Source organism: Actinomyces oris (genome assembly GCF_006546825.1).
In the GTDB taxonomy this organism is placed as follows: Bacteria; Actinomycetota; Actinomycetes; order Actinomycetales; family Actinomycetaceae; genus Actinomyces; species Actinomyces oris.
Genome location: NZ_VICC01000001.1, coordinates 444446 through 460843, shown reverse-complemented (window position 1 = coordinate 460843; position 16398 = coordinate 444446). Strand labels below are relative to the sequence as shown.

At 69.5% G+C, this 16398-nt stretch carries 12 protein-coding genes; 5 read left to right on the top strand and 7 right to left on the bottom strand.

Annotated elements, in window-relative coordinates:
- Positions 1 to 61 precede the first annotated feature (61 nt).
- Positions 62 to 1444 (bottom strand): replication-associated recombination protein A, encoded by a 1383-nt coding sequence (locus FK267_RS01940; RefSeq protein ID WP_141406037.1) that lies wholly within the window; start codon positions 1442 to 1444, stop codon positions 62 to 64.
- A 434-nt stretch (positions 1445 to 1878) separates the two neighbouring features.
- Between FK267_RS01940 and pulA the strand changes: the two genes are divergently transcribed.
- Positions 1879 to 4776, top strand: coding sequence for a pullulanase-type alpha-1,6-glucosidase (pulA, locus tag FK267_RS01935; RefSeq protein ID WP_141406035.1), 2898 nt, complete (start codon positions 1879 to 1881; stop codon positions 4774 to 4776).
- A gap of 115 nt (positions 4777 to 4891) precedes the next feature.
- On the opposite strand, the gene FK267_RS01930 is transcribed toward pulA, so the two are convergent.
- On the bottom strand, positions 4892 to 5635 hold the full coding sequence (locus FK267_RS01930; RefSeq protein ID WP_141406034.1) for an ABC transporter permease: 744 nt from the start codon (positions 5633 to 5635) through the stop codon (positions 4892 to 4894).
- Positions 5632 to 6471: an ABC transporter ATP-binding protein gene (locus tag FK267_RS01925; protein WP_198498122.1), complete on the bottom strand. Its 840-nt coding sequence runs from the start codon at positions 6469 to 6471 to the stop codon at positions 5632 to 5634. The genes FK267_RS01930 and FK267_RS01925 overlap by 4 nt, the downstream gene beginning before the upstream one ends.
- Positions 6472 to 6891: 420 nt before the next feature.
- Here FK267_RS01925 and FK267_RS01920 point away from each other — a divergent pair, with 420 nt between their 5' ends.
- Positions 6892 to 8067, top strand: a complete 1176-nt coding sequence (locus tag FK267_RS01920) for a sensor histidine kinase (RefSeq protein ID WP_170198565.1) — start codon at positions 6892 to 6894, stop codon at positions 8065 to 8067.
- Complete coding sequence (locus FK267_RS01915; RefSeq protein ID WP_170198564.1) at positions 8064 to 8732, top strand: response regulator transcription factor; 669 nt, start codon at positions 8064 to 8066, stop codon at positions 8730 to 8732. Before FK267_RS01920 ends, FK267_RS01915 begins: the two co-directional genes overlap by 4 nt.
- Before the next feature lie 315 nt (positions 8733 to 9047).
- Here the strand turns inward: FK267_RS01915 and FK267_RS01910 are convergent, their stop codons facing one another.
- The 4 genes from FK267_RS01910 to FK267_RS01895 form a co-directional block, all read right to left on the bottom strand.
- A complete protein-coding gene (locus FK267_RS01910) occupies positions 9048 to 9782 on the bottom strand; it encodes a response regulator (protein WP_141406027.1) in 735 nt (244 codons plus the stop codon).
- Positions 9783 to 9995: 213 nt separating this feature from the next.
- Positions 9996 to 11000, bottom strand: coding sequence for an alpha/beta hydrolase (locus tag FK267_RS01905; protein ID WP_141406026.1), 1005 nt, complete (start codon positions 10998 to 11000; stop codon positions 9996 to 9998).
- Positions 11001 to 11206: 206 nt separating this feature from the next.
- Complete coding sequence (locus FK267_RS01900) at positions 11207 to 11608, bottom strand: winged helix-turn-helix domain-containing protein (RefSeq protein ID WP_141406024.1); 402 nt, start codon at positions 11606 to 11608, stop codon at positions 11207 to 11209.
- Position 11609: 1 nt separating this feature from the next.
- Positions 11610 to 12263 carry a hypothetical protein gene (locus FK267_RS01895; protein WP_141406022.1) on the bottom strand — a complete coding sequence of 218 codons (654 nt, stop codon included), beginning with the start codon at positions 12261 to 12263 and terminating at the stop codon, positions 11610 to 11612.
- A gap of 158 nt (positions 12264 to 12421) precedes the next feature.
- Here FK267_RS01895 and FK267_RS01890 point away from each other — a divergent pair, with 158 nt between their 5' ends.
- Positions 12422 to 15391, top strand: a complete 2970-nt coding sequence (locus tag FK267_RS01890; RefSeq protein WP_141406020.1) for a lysylphosphatidylglycerol synthase domain-containing protein — start codon at positions 12422 to 12424, stop codon at positions 15389 to 15391.
- A gap of 400 nt (positions 15392 to 15791) precedes the next feature.
- Positions 15792 to 16397, top strand: a complete 606-nt coding sequence (locus FK267_RS13470; protein WP_198498121.1) for a hypothetical protein — start codon at positions 15792 to 15794, stop codon at positions 16395 to 16397.
- Position 16398: the final 1 nt, after the last annotated feature.

Here is a 16398-nt window from a genome sequence, read left to right as displayed (position 1 = left end):
GTCCCTGTCGATGAGAGGCGGGTCAGGAACTGGCCTACATCTCAGTCCCCACCTGGCTCGGTTAGCCGGCGCCTCCCTCACCAACGTCCTCGCCACGTTTGCGCGCCCGCAGACCCTCCCAGTACTCCAGCCGCTCACGGATACGGCGCTCGTGGCCGTTGGCGGTGGGCTCGTAGAGAGGCCGGCGCTCGACGCCGTCGGGCAGGTAGTCCGCACCAGAGAAGCCGTCGGTCGTGTCCGGGTCGTACTCGTAGCCCTCGCCGTAGCCGAGCTCCTTCATGAGTCGGGTGGGGGCGTTGAGGATGTGGGCCGGCGGCATGAGCGAGCCGGTCTGTCGGGCCAGGCGCACCGCGCGGCCGTAGCCGCGGTAGACAGCGATTGACTTGGGCGCGGTGGCCAGGTAGACGACCGCCTGCGCGATGGCGAGCTCCCCCTCGGGCGATCCCAGGCGCTCGTAGGCGTCCCAGGCCGCCAGCGTCATCTGAAGGGCGGCCGGGTCGGCCATGCCGACGTCCTCGCTGGCGAATCGCACCAGACGGCGCGCCACGTAGAGCGGGTCCTCGCCCCCGCTCAGCATGCGCGCCAGCCAGTACAGGGCGGCGTCCGGATCGGAGCCGCGCATCGACTTGTGCAGGGCGGAGATGAGGTTGTAGTGCTCCTCATGGGACTTGTCGTACAGGGGTACCCGGGAGGCGATGACGCTGCGCAGCCCTTCAACGTCAAGTGGTTCCGGGCCGTCTGCGTCCTGGGCGGCGAGGACCTGCTCGACCATGCCCAGCAGGTAGCGGCCATCGCCGTCGGCCATGGACAGCAGGGCGGTGCGGGCATCCTCAGTCAGAGCGAGGCTGCGACCCATCAGGGACTCGGCGCGCGCCAGCAGCTCGGTCAGGGCGGCCTCATCCAGGCGGCGCAGGACCATGACCTGGCAGCGTGACAGGAGGGCGCCGTTGAGCTCGAAGCTCGGGTTCTCGGTGGTCGCGCCGACCAGGACAACCGTCCCGTCCTCGACGTAGGGCAGGAAGGAGTCCTGCTGGGCCCGGTTGAAACGGTGGATCTCGTCGACGAACAGGAGCGTTCCCTGCCCGATCTCGCGGCGGCGGGCCGCTGCGGCGAAGACCTTGCGCAGGTCGGCCACCCCGGAGAAGGTCGCCGAGACCTGCTCGAAGACCAGGCCGGTGCGGTCGGCCAGGAGCCGCGCGATCGTCGTCTTGCCGCAGCCCGGCGGGCCCCACAGGATGATCGATGACAAACGGCCCGAGGCGACCATGCGGCCCAGCGGGGCGTCGTCGGCGAGCAGCTGGTCCTGGCCGACGACGTCGTCGAGCACCCGAGGGCGCAGCCGATCGGCCAGCGGGCGGGCCGGGTCGTCGACGAGGCCGGAGCCGTCGGGGCCGGCGGCGTCGAACAGTGAGGGTGATTCCGGTTCGGGCGTACGGCGAGCCATGCCTCGAGCGTAGGGCCTGACGGTGACATCAGTGCCGACGGTCGCCCGTCCGACCACCTCGACCCGCACCGTCCCACTCGGCCCTCCCGCATCCACGGGGACAATCCCGTGCAGCCGGGGACATCCTGCGCGTCCGGGGACAGGATTCCGGTCCCCGCACGCGCGAACCGCACCCGGCCGTACAGAGATGTCCCTGCACGCGTCGAATGCCCCCGGCCGGGGCCGGACGCACCCGCCGATGGGATACCGGTAGACCAAGCACCGCCCGCCAGGCAGGAGAATTCCCGCATCGGGCTGACATGGCCCCTCCACCCGGGGGAGACTACGAGGTGCGCGGTCCCACTGCCGACCCCCGCACACGGGGCCGCCCGCGACACGACCGGCAGGACCGGCGGCGTCCCACCACGGCGCCTCCACTCGGGAGGACACACCCCATGACCTTCACCTACACGCTCACCTGCACACTCGACACCACCACGGCCCTCCCACCCGTGGCCGGCAGTGAGGAGCAGCGCGCCTACTGGGTCACCCCCACCATCCTGGCGTGGCCACTGTCGCTGCTGCCCCGGGGGATGGACCGCGAGGTCGTCGTCACCAACGCCGGTCACCCCCTCCCCGGCTCCGGCCTCGCCCTGCGTCTCATCACGGCGCCCGACGGCGGCGCCGCAGCCATCCACGGTCGGATCCTGGGCGCGGACGGCATGCCCGCCCCGACGGTGACACCCCTGCGCATCGTCGGGAACCTTCCCGACGAGGTCCTCGCCGCACACCCCCACCTGGAGGGCTACATCGCCCTGAGCGCGACCGACGCCGCCGGCACCCCCCTGCTCGACGACGACGCCGTCGCCACCGCCCTGACCGGCCAGGTCGCCATCGCCCAGTACGTCGGGGCCCCGGACCCCACTGAGGACGCCGACGTCAGCGGCGCCCGCCTCGACGCCTTCACCGGGGTGCAGACCGCCATCCTCCTGGATCACCTCTACGCCGAGGCCGCCACCCGCGCCGAGCTGGGCGTCACCTTCTCCGACGGCCTCCCCTCCTTCGCCCTGTGGGCACCCACCGCGCAGGCCGTGACCCTCCTGACCTGGGAGACCGGCGACCGGCTGGGATCGGTGCCGGAGGTCCCCGGCCCGCCGCGACGCACCCCGGCCGTCCGCAAAGGCGACGGCCGCTGGGTCGTGGCCAACCGCCCCGATTCCCCGGCCGACGCCGCCGCGAGCGCCCCCGCCGCCCCCATCAGTGCCGGCTGCCAGTACCTGTGGGAGGTGCGGGTCTACGTGCCCAGCACTCGACGCGTGGAGACCAACGTCGTCACCGACCCCTACTCGACGGCGCTGACAACGGACTCGACCCGCTCAGTCGCCGTCGACCTGGCCGACCCCCGCCTGGCCCCCGAGCAGTGGGCCACCACCCGGGGTCCGGCGGTCCGCAACGACTCGGCCCGCAGCATCTACGAGCTCCACCTACGGGACTTCTCCGCCGCCGACGGCACCGTCCCGCCCGAGCTGCGCGGCACCTACCGGGCCTTCACGGTGGCGGGCTCAGCGGGCGTGCGCCACCTGGCCGAGCTGGCCCGGGCCGGCATGAACACGATCCACCTGCTGCCCACCTTCGACATCGCCACCATCCCCGAGCACCGCGGCTCCCAGCGCCACCCCAACATCCCCGACGGCGCGCACCCGGCCTCGGCCGACCAGCAGGCGGCCATCGCGGAGGTGGCCGACCACGACGCCTACAACTGGGGCTACGACCCGCTCCACTGGGGCGCCCCCGAGGGCTCCTACGCGACCGAGGGCCACCAGGACGGCGGGGCGCGCGTCATCGAGTTCCGCGAGATGGTGGGGGCCCTGCACGACCTGGGCCTCCAGGTGGTCCTCGACCAGGTCTACAACCACACGGCCGCCTGCGGGCAGGACCCACGCAGCGTCCTGGACCGGGTAGTACCGGGCTACTACCACCGTCTCGACGCCGTCGGGCGGGTGACGAACTCGACCTGCTGCGCCAACACGGCCACGGAGAACGCCCTGTGCGCGCGCCTCATGGTCGACTCGGTGGTGCGCTGGGCGCGCTGGTACCGGGTCGACGGCTTCCGCTTCGACCTCATGGGCCACCACCCGCGAGCCGTCATGGAGCGCGTGCGGGCGGCCCTGGACGAGCTGACGCTGGAGGCCGACGGCGTCGACGGCCGCTCCATCTACCTGTACGGGGAGGGGTGGAACTTCGGGGAGGTCGCGGGCAACGCCCTGTTCGTGCAGGCCACCCAGGGACAGCTCGACGGCACCGGGATCGGTGCCTTCAACGACCGCCTGCGCGACGCCGTCCACGGCGGGGGCGCCTTCGACCCCGACCACCGCGTCTTCCAGGGCTTCGGCACCGGCCTGCTCACGCAGCCCAGCGGCCTGGACCACCGCGGCTGGAACGAGCAGTCGGCGGACCTGGCCCACCGCACCGACCTGGTGCGCCTAGGTCTGGCGGGCAATCTCAAGGACTACGTCATGACGATCTCGGACGGGTCGGTGCGCCGCGGCATCGACCTCATCCACAACGGGGCGCCGGCGGCCTTCGCCTCCCACCCCCAGGAGAACGTCAACTACGTCGACGCCCACGACAACGAGACGCTCTACGACCTGCTGGCCTACAAGCTGCCCCAGGGCATGCCGGTGGCCGAGCGGGTGCGCATGAACACGGTGTGCCTGGCCACGGTGGCGCTGGCGCAGTCGCCGGCCTTCTGGTGCGCGGGCACCGAGCTGCTGCGCAGCAAGTCACTGGACCGGGACTCCTACAACTCGGGGGACTGGTTCAACACCATCGACTTCACGGGGCAGTCCAACGGTTTCGGGCGGGGTCTGCCGCCGGCCAGCCGCAACGAGGGCTCCTGGGCTATCCAGGGGCCGCTGCTGCAGGACGACTGGCTGCGCCCCTCGCCCGAGGAGATCGCGGCGGCCCGCTCCCAGGCCCTGGATCTGCTGCGGCTGCGCGCCTCGACGCCGCTGTTCAGCCTGGGTTCGGCCCGCCTCATCCAGGACAAGCTGAGCTTCCCGGGGGCGGGCTTCGGGGCGCCGGCGGGAGTGATCGTCATGCTCATCGACGACACCCGGGGCGGGAGCGACGTAGACCCCGAGCTCGACGCCGTCCTGGTGGTCTTCAACGCCTCGGGCCAGACGCTCACTCAGCCGCTGCCCGAGCTGGCGGGCCGGGACTTCCGCCTCTGCCCCATCCAGGCCGAGGGGGCCGATGAGGTGGTACGCCGCACCGGCTTCGACCGCGCCAGCGGGACGATCTCGGTGCCGGCACGCACCGTGGCCGTCCTGGTACAGCCCCAGAGCCGCTGAGGCGGCGCGCTCGTTCCCGGACGGCGAGGGCGCGGACGCGGATCGGTGGGCCACCTCGCAGGTGCGATGTGGCCCACCGGCGGTTCATCCGAGCGATCCGGATGGAGCGTGCGCCTCACTTCCAGCGCATGAGTCGGGTGGCGGTCAGGAAGAGGGCCAGTCCAGCAGCGGCGGTGATCCCGCAGCCGATGAGCGCGTCCTTCATCTCAGCCACCCCGGTGAGTGACCAGCGCAGGGAGTCGAGCAGATAGGTCAGCGGAAGGAAGTCCGAGAGCGTCTGCACCCAGTTCGGCAGGACCTCCACCGGCATCATCGCACCGGAGGCGAAGCCCATGGGCACAACCACCATCGTGACGACGAGGGACACGGCGGAGACGGTTGGCACCGCCAGCCCCACGAGCACGCCCAGGGAGTAGAAGAAGAGCGTCCCCAGGAACACCGGCACGACTGACAGCGCCGCCCAGGTGGACAGGTTGACACCCACCACGGGGATGAGCCCGACGCCGACGACGAGGACGGCCTGGATGAGCGCGGTGACGATGGCGACGGTCAGGGCTGATGCGAGGATCGAGCCGACACTCATCGGAGCACTGCGCAGGACGCGCATGACGCCCTTCTCGCGCCACTCGGCGATATTCATGGCACCGGCGAACATACCCACGAAGGCAATACCGAAGCCCATGACATTGGGGCCAATGGTGTCGATGAGGGTGTGTCCGTTCATTCCGGGCAGGTCTCCCATGCCGATACCGAGAGCCAGGAGCAGCACCGGCGGGAAGACGAACGAGAAGAACAGGGTCACGGGGTCACGCATGCAGGTGCGTGCCAGTGAGGCGGTCAGTGTCTTGTAGGCGATCATGACGCGTACTCCTTTCCAGTCAGCTCAATGAACGCATCCTCCAGCGTCGGGCCATGCACCTGCGCTCCCCCGACCGGCACACCCGCCGCGTTGAAGGCCGCAAACGCCTCACCCACGTCACTCACATGGGCCGTGAGGCCATCGGCCCCCAGCTCAGCACTGGCAACCGGCCCCAGCCCCCGGACCACGTCCAGGAAGCCACCGGCACCGGGCAGCAGCACCGATGCACCACCGCCGGTACCCGCCACCAGCGACGACGGCGACCCCGTGGCCACGACTCGACCCCCATCGAGAACGCTGACCACGTCGCATAGGCGCTCAGCCTCCTCCAGGTAGTGAGTCGTGTAGACCACCGTCGTTCCCTCTTCACGTACCGATCCCAGCAGCCCCACGAGGTCGTGGCGCGCCGTGGCGTCCAGAGCCGCCGTCGGCTCATCCAGGAACAGCACCTCCGGGCGATGCACCATCGCTGAGGCCACCGCCAGCTTCTGGCGCTCCCCACCCGAGAGCTTCTCCACACGCGACTTGAGCACGTGCCCCAGTCCCATGAGCTCGACCAGCTGCTCGGCGCGAGCGGCTGAGGCTCCGAAGATCGAGGCCACCGTCGACAGGTGCTCCCACACGGTGGCCCGTGTGAAGAACGCCGTGGCCTGCGGCTGAATCCCGACCCGCGCAAGGAGATGCGGGTCCCTGGGCAGCGGTGCCTGCCCCAGCAGCTGCACGCTGCCTGCCTCGCACCGACGAACCCCCTGGACAATCTCCACCAGGGTGGTCTTACCGGCACCGTTAGGGCCGATCACGCCGTGGAACGAGCCCCGCTCCACAACAAGATCCACTCCCCTGAGCACCTCACGCCCCCCATACGACTGACGCACGCCACGGACGATCACTGGTGCTGCGGCAACCTCCGAGACGGTCTTGGAGGCACCAACGGGAGCAGTGTTCGCCCTGCGGTGGGTTGAGGCCCGGGGCGGACTCTCCGAGGAGTCCACCGACCGGGAGGGGGCCGGACTTGGATGATCGAGGACAATAGTCATGCTTGTCTCTCCTCTACTCGGCGACGGCGGTGCGCCGTCGATCTGTGTGATGACATCAGAGTCCCGCATCGACAAGGCCTATGGATTCCTGCTTTCCGTCCCAGGCCGTTCCTCCTTTAGAGGGAGCCGAGCTGAAGTCGGCCACTCGTATCGCCAACCTGAGCCCGAAATACGTGTTAAATGCTTGGTGTAGGCCCCTTCATTGGGAGGACTGGACTGATGCCTGTGCACACTGACGGCGCCGGGGGATCACTGGTGCCTTATCTGTCGTCGCCCACGCTGCGCCACGCCTACACCCGCCTGCGGGCGGCCTGGAGCGCCAACTGGGGGATGTGCACCCTGACGACGATCAATGTCGCCCTCTCGATCCTCGACGCGATCCTGTCCGGCTTACACACCAACCAGATCCTGGGTTTCCTCGCCTCGGCTGCATTGCTGCTGGTACCCCGCTTCCCGTGGACGGCCGTCACGGTCATCGTCCCGAGCGAGGCGTACAACATCATGACCTCTCAGTTCACCGGCGCCACGGTGGCCACCTGGTTCGCAATCGGCTACCTCATGTACCGACGCCGCTACCTTCAACTCTTCCTCGCCCTGCTCACCCTCGTCTGCACGAACCTGGTCGCCTGGCTCATGGGTCAGGAGGTGGGGCCGCACCTGCAACACCTCACCATCTTCACGACCGTCTGCTTCGGGATGGTTGCTGTGCTGCGCCGGGCAGACACGAGCGTGGCCAAGGCCGAAGCCACCCGCATGGAGGCCCTCCACAACCAACGAGCCCTCATCGCACGCGAGCTCCACGACACCCTCGCCCGCGCCAACACCCACATCGTCCTACTCGCCCAGAACGCCCGCAACAACCCCCACGACCACCACCAAACCACCACCGCCCTGAACGACATCATCACCACCGGACGACAATCCGTCACCGACCTACGCACCATGCTCCGCCTCCTACGACAGGACACCAACACCCCACTGGACCCCACCCCCACCGCCAACCTGCACACCGCCCTGACCCAGACCCAACACGACCTGACCACCGCCGGACTACACACCACCATCACCCACGAAGGAGACCTCACCACCCTGTCCCCCACCCTGACCACCACCCTGACTCACATCCTCCACGAGTCCACCGCCAACATGATCAAGCACGCCGCCCCCGACGCCCAGTGCACCATCCAGCTCGACATCACCGACACCCACGCCGAGCTCCTCGTCATCAACCCCCTGGCCAACCACCACCACGACCAACAGCTCTCCTCCGGACTGGGCCTCCTCGGCATCCAAGAACGCAGCCGAGCCCTAGGAGGCACCACCACCATCACCCCCACCGCCCACCAATGGATCCTCCACACCACCCTCCCCCTCACACCCAAGGACACTCCGTGACGCAGCAGAACCCAGCCGGAACGATCCGAGTCATCGTCGTCGATGACGACGCCATCGTGCGTGAGACGCTGTCCTCGATCCTCGACTCGGAACCGGACATCGACGTCATCGCCACCGCGGACAACGGCGCCGAGGCAGTCGCCCTCGTCCACGACCGCACCGTCGACGTCGCACTCATGGACATCCAGATGCCCGTGCTCGATGGCGTGGAGGCCACCTCCCGGATTCGGAAGACCAGCGAGAGGACTCGCGTCCTCCTGCTCACCACCTTTGACGAGGACACCTTCCTCGATGGTGGGATTGCCGCCGGGGCCTCCGGTTTTCTGCTCAAGACGACGCATTCGTCGGAGATTGCGGGAGTGATCCGCACCATCCACGCCGGCGGCAAGGTTCTCTCACCCGGTCCGACGAAGCGGGTCCTGGAGCGATATATCCACGGCCAGACTCCCAACGTCGGCACGATCGCTGACCTGGACCTGTCCGGCCGCGAGCAGCAGGTGCTTCACCTCCTGTGCCAGGCTCACACGAACCATCAGATCGCGCGCGAGATGAACGTCGCTGAGACCACCGTGAAAACCTATGTCTCCTCCATCATGCGGAAAATGGATGTGCGCAGCAGGCTCGAGATCGTCGTCGAGGCGCACAAGCGAGGTATCAGCGGTTAATGCCCGCGATCGGCCTCATCTCAACGACCGCCTTGCCTCCAACACAGGGAGGAGGCGGCGCAGTGCGGTCTCGATCATGACCTGTCCTGTCGATGAGGCTGCGCGCTCGCTCCCGGGAGGCTCCCCGACGAGGGAAACTGTCACGTGTGGCGACTATTCCCCGGCCCTGGGTGCCCCACCACAACCAGCAAACCGCCCCGACCTGGGCATATGCTCATGAGCTGCGGAGGACCGAGGAGGCGATCAGCTCGAAAAGTCGCCCACAGTGACACAAAGCGGCTCCCGGCGACTGACCCAAAGAGCTTGCATGCGCCTTCACGCACTCCCCAGGATGTCGGCGGGGTCGACGACGCCGCCGCGCAGGGCCAGCAGCACGAGCTGGATCCGGTCGCGGCAGCCGGTTGTGGACAGCAGGTGGCTCACGTGAGTTGTGACCGTGGGCATGGACAGCCACTTCCGGTCGCAGATCTCCTGGTTGCTCAGGCCCAGGGCGATGAGCGCCAGGATCTCGCGCTCGCGCTGGGTCAGGCCCGCGACCTGTTGGGAGGCCTCGGCGGCCCGGAGTGCCTCGACTGAGTCCTCGGAGGCGTGGCGCCCGGCCCCCTCCCTAGCCCGAACACCACTGACGTGGCCGGTGCGCGCGGCGGTGAGCAGCCGGCGTGTGGGCCCCGGGGAGATGACGGAGCTGCCGTCGTGGACGGTACGGATCGCGGCGGCGAGCTCCTGGGGCGGGGTGCTTGTGAGCAGAAGGCCGGAGGCACCGGCCTCGATGGCGTCCATGACGGGGCCGTCGGTGTCGGAGGTGGTCAGGATGACGACTCTGCCGGTCGCACCGCGGGCCATGAGCTCGCGGGTGGTGGCCGGGCCGCTCAGGCCCGGCATCTGCACGTCGAGGAGGAGGACATCGGCCGGGTCGGCGGCGTTGCGCGCGAGCGCTTCCTTGCCGTCGGCGGCCCGCCAGATGATCTCCATGTCCGGCTGCGCCCCCAGCAGCGTGGCCAGGCCCATGATGTGCAGCGGCTCGTCGTCAGCCAGACCCAGGCGGATCACAGGCGCCTCCCCTTCTTGACGGCAACTCACCGGAAGTATCCGCCCTTCCGGTTCAGCCGGCGCGGTTTTGTCCTGATGAAGTGCCGACGGCGCCCTGCGAGGTTCGCCATATCAGAGTGATTGGCTCTCACTGTGAGCAGGCGGGGAGCCTTGCCGCCACCCACCATCCCGGCGGAGCCGGCCGATCCGACCGACCCCGTCGGCGCCCGGCCCTCACGCGCCCTTGGCGAAGTGATTGAGCAGGGAGTCGATGTCCTGCTGGATGCGGCCCCAGCGCACGATGTGGGCTCCGGTGTCCTCGTAGCGCTCGTAGCCGATGCCGGCGCCGTCGAGCGCCTTCTCGAAGTTCTGCTGGCTGGGCAGCACGATGCTCTCGTAGCGATCACTGTCGGTGCCGCAGACGAGGAAGATGCGCTTGCCGCGGTAGCTCTCCACGTGCTCGATCGGATTGTCCGCGCTCACCCGCGCCTGGTCCCACGGGATCCCATAGATGGTGCCGCCCTTGAGGTCGGTGGCGCTGGCGGTGAAGTTCGCCCAGTGGACCACCGCCCCGTCCTGGATGCGCAGATCGGCCGGCCCCGAGTGGCTGGAGACCGACGCGAAGAGCTCGGGGTACTTCGCGGCGTACTTCAGGGCTCCGAAGCCGCCCATCGAGAAGCCGGAGATCGCGCGACGGGAGGCCTGCCCGGTGGTGGCGAAGGTGGCATCGACCCAAGGGAGGAGCTCCTTGATGTGGAAGGTCTCCCAGTTGCGCGGCCCCACGTTGGAGGACTCGGGGTCGCAGTACCAGCCGGCCGCCCCGCCGTCGGGCATGACGACGATGAGGTCGCGCCCCGCGGTGTGGTTGCGGATGTCGTACTTCGTGTCGAAGGTCGAGTAGTTCTCGCCGCCGCCGTGCAGCAGGAAGAGCACCGGGTAGCGGCGCGAGGTGTCGTAGCCGTCGGGCAGCAGCACGTTGACGCGTGGCAGCCAGCCGATCGAGGACGTGGCCAGCTTGTAGTACTGCATGCGGCCGTGGTCCTCGTGCTCGGCCACGGTGAGGGCAGCCTGGGCCGGGGCCGCTCCGGCGACGACGGCGCCGCCCCCGATGACGGAGGCGGCGGCGAGACCACCCACCCCCTTGAGCAGGGTCCGGCGGCTGAGCCGGTGGGCGCAGGCACGGTTGGGCTGAAGGTGGGATGGCGAGTCAGCGGGCGGGGTCTGTGCACTGAAAGGCATGGCGTGTCCTTGGTGAGTCGACGATGACGGCAGTGGCGGGGCGGACCTGCCGCCCCGGGGACCGGCCGGCTGACGGGCACCGGCCGACCCTTGCGACAAGGCCTCACGGCGGCGCCTCCATCGGCATCCACCTATGAGACTTGCTTCACACCATACGCTAACCGCTCGGTTAATACCACCCCTTGTCGCGTCCAGCCCGGAGGAGCTCAGGCGTCGAGCAGGGCACGTAGGTTGCGCACGTACCGGTCGAAGGCCACCCGCCCCTCGGGGGTCAGCGCCAGGTACGTGGCAGGACTGCGCCCGGCGTAGGTCTTGTTCTGCTGCACGTATCCCGCCCCCTCCAGCTTGGACAGATGGGTGGACAGGTTGCCCGCCGTCATGTCCAGCAGCTCGCGCAACCGCGGGAAGTGCAGCTCGTCGCCAACGGGCACGGCGGCCAAGGTCGCCATGATCCGCAGGCGGGCCTGGGCGTGAATGACGGGGTCGATGTCGACGGCGGAGGCCGTCGCGACAGCCGGAGCTTCAGCACCGCCCGGCTCCGCCGACTCCCCCGCCCTGCCGGCATCCTCCGGTTCCCCAGGCCGCTGAGCCCGCGCTTCTCCGGTCATGTCACGCACCTCGCTTCGGTCCCACGACAGCAGCGACGACGGCGGCCACCAACATGCCGCCCCCACCGGCCACCGACATGATCCACCAGGCCCAGGGCATCCCGACAATCGTGACCACGAGGGTCACCAGGAGGATCCATCCGCCCAGGACGCCCATGACCGCCTCATTCCACAGTGCGGCACTCATGAGGAAGATGACGCCGACGACGAGGCAGGGCACGGCGTTGGACACCACGCTCATCACCTCATTGGCCTCACTTGTGTTGAGGGTGCCCAGGAAGGCGTTGACCCGGCTGAGGATAATGGCCCCCAGCGGCATCCCGAGACTCCAGGCGAGACCGTAGTAGGTGCCCTCGCGACTGCTCCGACCGCGGATGCCGCGCGTCTTGGGGACGATGTAGGCGAAGGTGAACAGCAGGGCCGCCGCGAGGCAGCCGCAGAAGAACAGGTACGGCGCCGTCGGCAGGCTGTAGTCCGCCTCGCGGTAGAGGGCCAGGGCGGCGTAGCCGACCAGCCAGGCCAGCCCCCAGGCGGTCAGGAGTGGGGTCGCCTTGATCTCGTGCCGCTTGAGAAAGGCGCTCCGCTGGGCCTCGACGACGGCGAGCGCCTCATCGGGCCCCACCGGAACCTTCGGGTGCTCAGTGACAGCACTCATGGTGAACCTCCTCGTCAACAGTGGTTTGCGTTTCAAACCAGCTCCAGGATAGCGCCCCTTAGTTTGTGTTGCAAACTACTTTGAACAAGCCAACGCCGCCGCGCGGCTCCTTCCGGCGTAGGAGGGTCCACCCAGGCTCTCCCCCTAGAATCGGCGTCATGACAGATGCGGCACCAGGGTCGCCCCCGCCCGCAGGCGACCTCGACCACGCCTCGACGCTCACCTCGCCTCCTGGCGAGTCCCCCACCGCCGTCGACCAGCAGGCATCTGCGGCCGCCGTCCCGTCGGCCACCTCCGCGCCCTCCGCGGAATCGACCTCCACCTCTCCGGTCGGCATCCCGGTCATCGGGGTCGCCCCCATGGCCGAGCCCACCCCGGCCTCCGGCCCTGCCGCCCCCCGCTCGACGACACTCCTGGTGGACACCACCGCGCACCGCCTGCGCCGCACGGAGGACCTGCTCGACCTGACCCTGACGCTCCTGGGCATCTTCGCCGTCCTCGTCCTGGCGATCTACGCCCACGAGACCACCACCGGCGTCACCCAGGACGTCCAGAACGCCCTGGCGGTGGTCCTGCGCCGCATCCTCGTCTTCCCCCTGCAGACCATTGAGGGCCTAGTCACCTTCATCGTGCCGCTGGCCGTTCTGCTGGACCGCGTCCTGCGCCGCTCCTGGCGATCCTTGGGCCAGGCCGTCCTGTCGGGGATCGCCGGCCACCTGGTCGCCGTCGCCGCCATGACCGGCCTCGTGGCCTGGGGCCCCACCGCCCTGGTCATGGGGCTGACGGTCACCGCCTCGGGCACCGCCCAGCTGGGCATCTCCACGGTCTTCGCCTCCATGGCCGGCCTGCTCACGGGCGCCGGCGACCGCAACAGCTCCACCGTGATGCGCTCGGGCTGGGCGGCCCTGTGGGTGGTCCTGGGCATGGCGGTCCTGCGCGGCGCCCTAACCCTGCCAGGCGCGGTGCTCTCCCTGCTGCTGGGCCGCACCGTCGGCCTGCTGGTGCGTTACGTCTTCGGGGTCGAGGACCGCCGCGCCCACGGGGTCACGCTCGTGCGCGCCCTGCGCCGGGCCGGGATCGACGCCGTGCGCGTGGTCCGCATGGACCGTGCCCCCGAGGCCCGCGCCTGGGTCGTCACCACCGACGCCCCCCTGGGCTACACCGAGCAGGTTCGTGAGCAGGTGCGTGAGCAGGTGAGCGAGAACCCGCTGGCCTCGGCCCCGCAGGAGCCGGCGGGCCTCGAGCCCACCAACGACGACGCCTCCGCCCCCACCGACGCGCAGGTCACCGACGCCCCCACCGGCTCATCGAGCGGCGAGACCGCCTCCCCCCTCGACTCGACGCCATTGGACACGGCCGGGACCGGGGGCACCGGGGCGCCGGCGGGCGCGAACACGATCAGGCCGGCCACCGACGTCGACCTGGCCGCCGTCCTGGCCGAGGCCTCCAGCGAGGCCCTGTCACAGGAGCGCCCTTCGGTCCACCGCATGTACGCCGTATGGGACTCGGCCGGTGAGCGCCACAACGTCACCCTCCTCGACGCCGACCGGCAGGTGGCCGGATTCCTCTCCAACATCTGGGACCAGATCCGCGTTCGGGGCCTGTCCCCCACCCGCGACCTATCCCTGCGCCCGGCCGCCGAGCACGCCGCCCTCATGACGATGGAGGCCCGCCGCGCCCGCGTACGCACCCCCGGCCTGCTGGGGATGGCCGAGGCCGCCGAGTCCGTGCTGCTGGTGACCGACCACGTCGTGGGCGCCCGGTCCATCAGCGACCTGGGGGCCGAGGTGGACGACGACGTCCTGGACCAGCTGTGGAGCCAGCTCCAGCGCGCTCACGCCGCGGGGCTGGCGCACGGCAGCATCGACGCCTCGAGCGTCGTCGTCGACGAGTCCGGGCGGCTGTGGCTCCTGGACTGGGCCTCGGGTGAGACGATCTCCACCGAGCTCTCCCGCCGCGTGGACCTGGCTCAGGCCCTGGCGCTGACGGCGCTGGCGGTCGGTGCCCAGCGGGCCATCGACGCCGCCTCCCGCTCACTGACCACCGCGCAGCTGGCCTCGATCGCCCCCATGCTCCAGCGGGTGGTGCTGCCGCGTCAGACCCGCGAGGTCATGGGGCGGGGCGGAGCGAGCCGGCAGGTCCTCCAGGATCTGCGCGACGCCCTCGTGGCGCTGACCCCCACGGCCGACGCCGAGCCGGCCCGCCTCAACCGCTTCTCCACGCGCACCGTCCTCATGGCCGTGGTGGCCCTGGTGGCGGTGTGGACGCTGCTGGCCCAGCTGGACTTCCAGCAGGTCTCCGCGGCCGTCTCGCAGGCCAACATCTGGTGGATGCTGGCGGCCCTGTTCTTCTCGGTGGCGACCTACGTGGGCGCGGGGCTCACGCTGGTGGCCTTCAGCCCCGAGCGGCTCTCCCTGTGGCGCTCCACCGAGGTGCACCTGGCCAGCGCCGTCGTCTCACTCGTGGCCCCGGCCGGTGTGGGCGGGGCGGCCATCAACCTGCGCTTCCTCAACCGCAAGGGGGTGCCCACCGCGGTCGGCGTGGCCACGGTGGCCCTGGTCCAGGTGGTCCAGTTCGTCGTCACCGTGATGCTGCTCGTGGTGCTGGCGGCCATGACCGGCCAGTCGACCGGACTGACCCTGCCGTCCGGCTGGGTGCTGGTCGCCGCGGGCGCCGTCGTCGTGGTGGCGGCGGTGGTCCTGACCATCCCCAAGGCACGCACCTGGGCCTGGGCCAAGATCGAGCCCACCTACCGCCAGGTGTGGCCGCGGCTCGTGTGGGTCATGTCCAACCCGATGCGCCTGGTGCTGGGGGTCGGCGGCGCGCTCATGCTGACCCTGTCCTACATCCTGTCCTTCAGTGCGAGCCTGTGGGCCTTCGGCTACACGGTGCCCTTCGCGGTCCTGGCCATCACCTACCTGGCCTCCAACACGGTGGGCTCGATCGTGCCCTCCCCCGGCGGTATCGGGCCGGTCGAACTCGCCCTGACCGCCGGGCTCGTCGCCGCCGGCGTCCCCTACGGGGTGGCGCTGTCCACGGCGATCGTCTACCGCCTGGTGACCTTCTGGATCCCGATCCCGGTGGGCTGGCTCAGCCTCCAGCGCCTCCAGAAGGTCGGGGACCTGTAGAGCGCGCGCAGGGACACGGCTCTAACACGAAGGCGTCTTCGGTGCTGGCTAGTCACGCCCGGGCCGAGACACACACTCGATAGATAGCCCACAGTCACCGTGCGTCAATGGGCTCGTCAGCAACACGGTTGTCACCCTCAATCCAGGCGTAGGGGGCAAAGGGACCCCTATGCCTGACTTGGCTCATTGTGGGGTGGTTGGGTTGCTTGGGGGCTGGTTGTTGTTGGGATTGTGGGGGTTGCGTGGGTTGGGGTGCGCACTAACGTGGGGGTATGAGTCCGTACGTTCGCACGGTCAGGACGGCGTCGGGGGCCCGTGCGGTGCAGATTGTGCACTCCTCCCGGAAGGGGCGCGCAGCATCGAGCACATTGGCTCGGCCCATGATGACGCTGAGCTGGCGGTGCTCAAGGAGGTCGCCAGGCAACGGCTCAACGCCGGCCAGCTCAGCTTCGACCTGCTGGGCCTGAACAGCGAGAACGACGCAGGTTCTGCGCCGCAGGAACCGGCTGGGACGGGGTGCGTGGCACCTATCGCCTCCAACCGGATGGGAGTGCTCCTGGAGGCCCTGGAGGCGGCTTGGAAGGCGGTGGGGCTGGACAGGCTCGATGGTGCTGACGAGGTCTTCCGCCAGCTCGTTACCGCCAGACTGATTGAGCCGACCAGCAAGCAGGACTCGTTGCGGGTCCTTACCGAGGCGGGCCTGTCACCGGTGTCCTACGCGACAGTCAAGCGTCATCTGCCCAGCTACGCCACTGAGGACTTCACCCGGAACCTGTCACGCCTGCTGGCCGGGTACGCCCGCATCGGCCGGGCCTCGCTGGTCCTGTTCGACGCGTATGACCCTGTACTTCGAGACCGACAAGGCCGACGGCTTTCGCGAGCCGGGCTTCTCCAAGGAAAGACGCCTGGAGCCGCAGATCACGGTAGGGCTGCTCACCGACGAGACAGGGTTCCCTCTACGGGCCGGGGCCTTCGAGGGCAAGCAAGGCCGAGACCGCCACCATGAT

What these genes read in the sequence shown, in the direction of transcription:
- FK267_RS01895 (WP_141406022.1), bottom strand. Translation starts at nt 12,263, where the DNA reads ATGAGTGCTGTCACTGAGCACCCGAAGGTTCCGGTGGGGCCCGATGAG.
- FK267_RS01920 (WP_170198565.1), top strand. Translation starts at nt 6,892, where the DNA reads ATGCCTGTGCACACTGACGGCGCCGGGGGATCACTGGTGCCTTATCTG.
- pulA (WP_141406035.1), top strand. Translation starts at nt 1,879, where the DNA reads ATGACCTTCACCTACACGCTCACCTGCACACTCGACACCACCACGGCC.
- FK267_RS01900 (WP_141406024.1), bottom strand. Translation starts at nt 11,608, where the DNA reads ATGACCGGAGAAGCGCGGGCTCAGCGGCCTGGGGAACCGGAGGATGCC.
- FK267_RS01940 (WP_141406037.1), bottom strand. Translation starts at nt 1,444, where the DNA reads ATGGCTCGCCGTACGCCCGAACCGGAATCACCCTCACTGTTCGACGCC.
- FK267_RS01890 (WP_141406020.1), top strand. Translation starts at nt 12,422, where the DNA reads ATGACAGATGCGGCACCAGGGTCGCCCCCGCCCGCAGGCGACCTCGAC.
- FK267_RS01930 (WP_141406034.1), bottom strand. Translation starts at nt 5,635, where the DNA reads ATGATCGCCTACAAGACACTGACCGCCTCACTGGCACGCACCTGCATG.
- FK267_RS01905 (WP_141406026.1), bottom strand. Translation starts at nt 11,000, where the DNA reads ATGCCTTTCAGTGCACAGACCCCGCCCGCTGACTCGCCATCCCACCTT.